The sequence below is a fragment of the Pseudomonas sp. 8(2025) genome (assembly GCF_052665325.1).
Genome location: NZ_JBQOIE010000039.1, coordinates 1 through 5,676, shown reverse-complemented (window position 1 = coordinate 5,676; position 5,676 = coordinate 1). Strand labels below are relative to the sequence as shown.

General features: G+C 50.8%; 2 tRNA genes and 3 rRNA genes. All 5 read right to left on the bottom strand.

Going from position 1 to position 5,676, the window contains the following annotated elements:
* Positions 1-71: ribosomal RNA gene (gene rrf / locus ACUXVH_RS31615) — 5S ribosomal RNA — on the bottom strand; the annotation flags it as partial.
* A gap of 138 nt (positions 72-209) precedes the next feature.
* A 23S ribosomal RNA gene (locus ACUXVH_RS31610) occupies positions 210-3,101 on the bottom strand.
* 233 nt (positions 3,102-3,334) lie between these two features.
* Positions 3,335-3,410 (bottom strand) — tRNA-Ala (locus ACUXVH_RS31605).
* 10 nt (positions 3,411-3,420) lie between these two features.
* Positions 3,421-3,497 (bottom strand) — tRNA-Ile (locus ACUXVH_RS31600).
* A 123-nt stretch (positions 3,498-3,620) separates the two neighbouring features.
* Positions 3,621-5,159: ribosomal RNA gene (locus ACUXVH_RS31595) — 16S ribosomal RNA — on the bottom strand.
* Positions 5,160-5,676 lie beyond the last annotated feature (517 nt).

The following is a 5,676-nucleotide window of genomic DNA, read 5'->3' as shown; positions in this document are numbered from 1 at the left end:
TCGGCGATGCATCGTTTCACTTCTGAGTTCGGGATGGGATCAGGTGGTTCCAACGCTCTATGGTCGTCAAGAAATTCGGTAGCCAGTCCGTTGCTTATGCAACGTGCCAGCGAATGGGTATGTAATAGGTTTGTGTGTTCGCAAACTTTCGGTTTGTATCGTCTTCACACACCGCAACTCGCTTCTTAAGCAAATTGCTTGGGTGTTATATGGTCAAGCCTCACGGGCAATTAGTATTGGTTAGCTCAACGCCTCACAGCGCTTACACACCCAACCTATCAACGTCGTAGTCTTCGACGGCCCTTTAGGGAACTCAAGGTTCCAGTGAGATCTCATCTTGAGGCAAGTTTCCCGCTTAGATGCTTTCAGCGGTTATCTTTTCCGAACATAGCTACCCGGCAATGCCACTGGCGTGACAACCGGAACACCAGAGGTTCGTCCACTCCGGTCCTCTCGTACTAGGAGCAGCCCCTCTCAAATCTCAAACGTCCACGGCAGATAGGGACCGAACTGTCTCACGACGTTCTAAACCCAGCTCGCGTACCACTTTAAATGGCGAACAGCCATACCCTTGGGACCGGCTTCAGCCCCAGGATGTGATGAGCCGACATCGAGGTGCCAAACACCGCCGTCGATATGAACTCTTGGGCGGTATCAGCCTGTTATCCCCGGAGTACCTTTTATCCGTTGAGCGATGGCCCTTCCATACAGAACCACCGGATCACTAAGACCTACTTTCGTACCTGCTCGACGTGTCTGTCTCGCAGTCAAGCGCGCTTTTGCCTTTATACTCTACGACCGATTTCCGACCGGTCTGAGCGCACCTTCGTACTCCTCCGTTACTCTTTAGGAGGAGACCGCCCCAGTCAAACTACCCACCATACACTGTCCTCGATCCGGATAACGGACCTGAGTTAGAACCTCAAAGTTGCCAGGGTGGTATTTCAAGGATGGCTCCACGCAAACTGGCGTTCACGCTTCAAAGCCTCCCACCTATCCTACACAAGCAAATTCAAAGTCCAGTGCAAAGCTATAGTAAAGGTTCACGGGGTCTTTCCGTCTAGCCGCGGATACACTGCATCTTCACAGCGATTTCAATTTCACTGAGTCTCGGGTGGAGACAGCGCCGCCATCGTTACGCCATTCGTGCAGGTCGGAACTTACCCGACAAGGAATTTCGCTACCTTAGGACCGTTATAGTTACGGCCGCCGTTTACCGGGGCTTCGATCAAGAGCTTCGCGTTAGCTAACCCCATCAATTAACCTTCCGGCACCGGGCAGGCGTCACACCCTATACGTCCACTTTCGTGTTTGCAGAGTGCTGTGTTTTTAATAAACAGTCGCAGCGGCCTGGTATCTTCGACCGGCATGAGCTTACGGAGCAAGTCCTTCACCCTCACCGGCGCACCTTCTCCCGAAGTTACGGTGCCATTTTGCCTAGTTCCTTCACCCGAGTTCTCTCAAGCGCCTTGGTATTCTCTACCCAACCACCTGTGTCGGTTTGGGGTACGGTTCCTAGTTATCTGAAGCTTAGAAGCTTTTCTTGGAAGCATGGCATCAACCACTTCGTCACCTAAAAGGTAACTCGTCATCAGCTCTCGGCCTTAGAACCCCGGATTTACCTAAGATTCCAGCCTACCACCTTAAACTTGGACAACCAACGCCAAGCTGGCCTAGCCTTCTCCGTCCCTCCATCGCAATAACTAGAAGTACAGGAATATTAACCTGTTTTCCATCGACTACGCTTTTCAGCCTCGCCTTAGGGACCGACTAACCCTGCGTCGATTAACGTTGCGCAGGAAACCTTGGTCTTTCGGCGTGGGTGTTTTTCACACCCATTGTCGTTACTCATGTCAGCATTCGCACTTCTGATACCTCCAGCAAGCTTCTCAACTCACCTTCACAGGCTTACAGAACGCTCCTCTACCGCATCACTTACGTGATACCCGTAGCTTCGGTGTATGGTTTGAGCCCCGTTACATCTTCCGCGCAGGCCGACTCGACTAGTGAGCTATTACGCTTTCTTTAAAGGGTGGCTGCTTCTAAGCCAACCTCCTAGCTGTCTAAGCCTTCCCACATCGTTTCCCACTTAACCATAACTTTGGGACCTTAGCTGACGGTCTGGGTTGTTTCCCTTTTCACGACGGACGTTAGCACCCGCCGTGTGTCTCCCATGCTCGGCACTTGTAGGTATTCGGAGTTTGCATCGGTTTGGTAAGTCGGGATGACCCCCTAGCCGAAACAGTGCTCTACCCCCTACAGTGATACATGAGGCGCTACCTAAATAGCTTTCGAGGAGAACCAGCTATCTCCGAGCTTGATTAGCCTTTCACTCCGATCCACAGGTCATCCGCTAACTTTTCAACGGTAGTCGGTTCGGTCCTCCAGTCAGTGTTACCTAACCTTCAACCTGCCCATGGATAGATCGCCCGGTTTCGGGTCTATTCCCAGCGACTAGACGCCCTATTAAGACTCGCTTTCGCTACGCCTCCCCTATTCGGTTAAGCTTGCCACTGAAAATAAGTCGCTGACCCATTATACAAAAGGTACGCAGTCACAGAACAAAGTCTGCTCCCACTGCTTGTACGCATACGGTTTCAGGATCTATTTCACTCCCCTCTCCGGGGTTCTTTTCGCCTTTCCCTCACGGTACTAGTTCACTATCGGTCAGTCAGTAGTATTTAGCCTTGGAGGATGGTCCCCCCATATTCAGACAAGGTTTCTCGTGCCCCGTCCTACTCGATTTCATGACTAAGAGATTTTCGCGTACAGGGCTATCACCCACTATGGCCGCACTTTCCAGAGCGTTCCGCTAATCTCAAAGCCACTTAAGGGCTAGTCCCCGTTCGCTCGCCACTACTAAGGGAATCTCGGTTGATTTCTTTTCCTCAGGGTACTTAGATGTTTCAGTTCCCCTGGTTCGCCTCTTGCACCTATGTATTCAGTACAAGATAACCATCTTATGATGGCTGGGTTCCCCCATTCAGAGATCTCCGGATCAAAGTCTGTTTGCCGACTCCCCGAAGCTTATCGCAGGCTACCACGTCTTTCATCGCCTCTGACTGCCAAGGCATCCACCGTATGCGCTTCTTCACTTGACCATATAACCCCAAGCAATCTGGTTATACTATGAAGACGACATTCGCCGAAAATTTGCATTCTTAATTAAAAGAGAACTCACAAATTTTACCTTAGCCTGATCCGTTACCAGTGAAAGTAACGTTCAGTCTATCTTTCTATCACATACCCAAATTTTTAAAGAACGATCTAATCAAAAGACTAGAAATCAACATTCAAAGTGAATGCTCATTTCTAAGCTTTCAGAAGCAGTTTATGGTGGAGCCAAGCGGGATCGAACCGCTGACCTCCTGCGTGCAAGGCAGGCGCTCTCCCAGCTGAGCTATGGCCCCATAACAAAATTGGTGGGTCTGGGCAGATTCGAACTGCCGACCTCACCCTTATCAGGGGTGCGCTCTAACCAACTGAGCTACAGACCCAATTTCGAGCTTGTAACTGTTAGCTTGGAGCTATCAGCTTGGAGCTTAAAGCTGCTTCTATCGTCTTCTTCAATGAATCAAGCAATTCGTGTGGGAGCTTATGAAGCAGCTGATGTCGTCGATTAAGGAGGTGATCCAGCCGCAGGTTCCCCTACGGCTACCTTGTTACGACTTCACCCCAGTCATGAATCACACCGTGGTAACCGTCCTCCCGAAGGTTAGACTAGCTACTTCTGGTGCAACCCACTCCCATGGTGTGACGGGCGGTGTGTACAAGGCCCGGGAACGTATTCACCGCGACATTCTGATTCGCGATTACTAGCGATTCCGACTTCACGCAGTCGAGTTGCAGACTGCGATCCGGACTACGATCGGTTTTATGGGATTAGCTCCACCTCGCGGCTTGGCAACCCTTTGTACCGACCATTGTAGCACGTGTGTAGCCCAGGCCGTAAGGGCCATGATGACTTGACGTCATCCCCACCTTCCTCCGGTTTGTCACCGGCAGTCTCCTTAGAGTGCCCACCATAACGTGCTGGTAACTAAGGACAAGGGTTGCGCTCGTTACGGGACTTAACCCAACATCTCACGACACGAGCTGACGACAGCCATGCAGCACCTGTCTCAATGTTCCCGAAGGCACCAATCTATCTCTAGAAAGTTCATTGGATGTCAAGGCCTGGTAAGGTTCTTCGCGTTGCTTCGAATTAAACCACATGCTCCACCGCTTGTGCGGGCCCCCGTCAATTCATTTGAGTTTTAACCTTGCGGCCGTACTCCCCAGGCGGTCAACTTAATGCGTTAGCTGCGCCACTAAGAGCTCAAGGCTCCCAACGGCTAGTTGACATCGTTTACGGCGTGGACTACCAGGGTATCTAATCCTGTTTGCTCCCCACGCTTTCGCACCTCAGTGTCAGTATCAGTCCAGGTGGTCGCCTTCGCCACTGGTGTTCCTTCCTATATCTACGCATTTCACCGCTACACAGGAAATTCCACCACCCTCTACCATACTCTAGCTTGCCAGTTTTGGATGCAGTTCCCAGGTTGAGCCCGGGGCTTTCACATCCAACTTAACAAACCACCTACGCGCGCTTTACGCCCAGTAATTCCGATTAACGCTTGCACCCTCTGTATTACCGCGGCTGCTGGCACAGAGTTAGCCGGTGCTTATTCTGTCGGTAACGTCAAAACAATCACGTATTAGGTAACTGCCCTTCCTCCCAACTTAAAGTGCTTTACAATCCGAAGACCTTCTTCACACACGCGGCATGGCTGGATCAGGCTTTCGCCCATTGTCCAATATTCCCCACTGCTGCCTCCCGTAGGAGTCTGGACCGTGTCTCAGTTCCAGTGTGACTGATCATCCTCTCAGACCAGTTACGGATCGTCGCCTTGGTGAGCCATTACCTCACCAACTAGCTAATCCGACCTAGGCTCATCTAATAGCGTGAGGTCCGAAGATCCCCCACTTTCTCCCGTAGGACGTATGCGGTATTAGCGCCCGTTTCCGGACGTTATCCCCCACTACTAGGCAGATTCCTAGGCATTACTCACCCGTCCGCCGCTCGCCACCAGGTACAAGTACCCGTGCTGCCGCTCGACTTGCATGTGTTAGGCCTGCCGCCAGCGTTCAATCTGAGCCATGATCAAACTCTTCAGTTCAAACATCTTTGGGTTTTGAGAAAACCCTAAACTTGGCTCAGCAATCGTTGGTTACATCTTTGATTTCTCGCGGAGTAACTTGTGATGCTGATAATCTTTTTGACTATCAGTCTGACTCCACAAGCACCCACACGAATTGCTTGATTCAGTTGTTAAAGAGCGGTTGGTTAAGATCTTTCGTCTCAACCGAGGCGCGCATTCTACAGCAGCCTCATTTGCTGTCAAGTGATTTTTTTAAGAAGTTTTCAAAGTTTCCTTTTTAACTTCAACCACTTGCGCTTCCGATCTCTCGTTAGCGGGAGGCGAATTCTACAGCGTTACACGCTGCTGTCAACACCTCTTTTCAACCGCTTTCGACCGAGAGGATCGAATCGTTAATAAGGCGAAAACTGACTGCCTTACCAACTGCTTCTGGCTTCGATGAACTGAAGCGTAACCGCTGTCGAAAACTGCGTAACTCGTTGAATCTCAAGGAGTTTTCCGTTTCGACTGCGCCGGAAGTGGGGCGAATTATAGA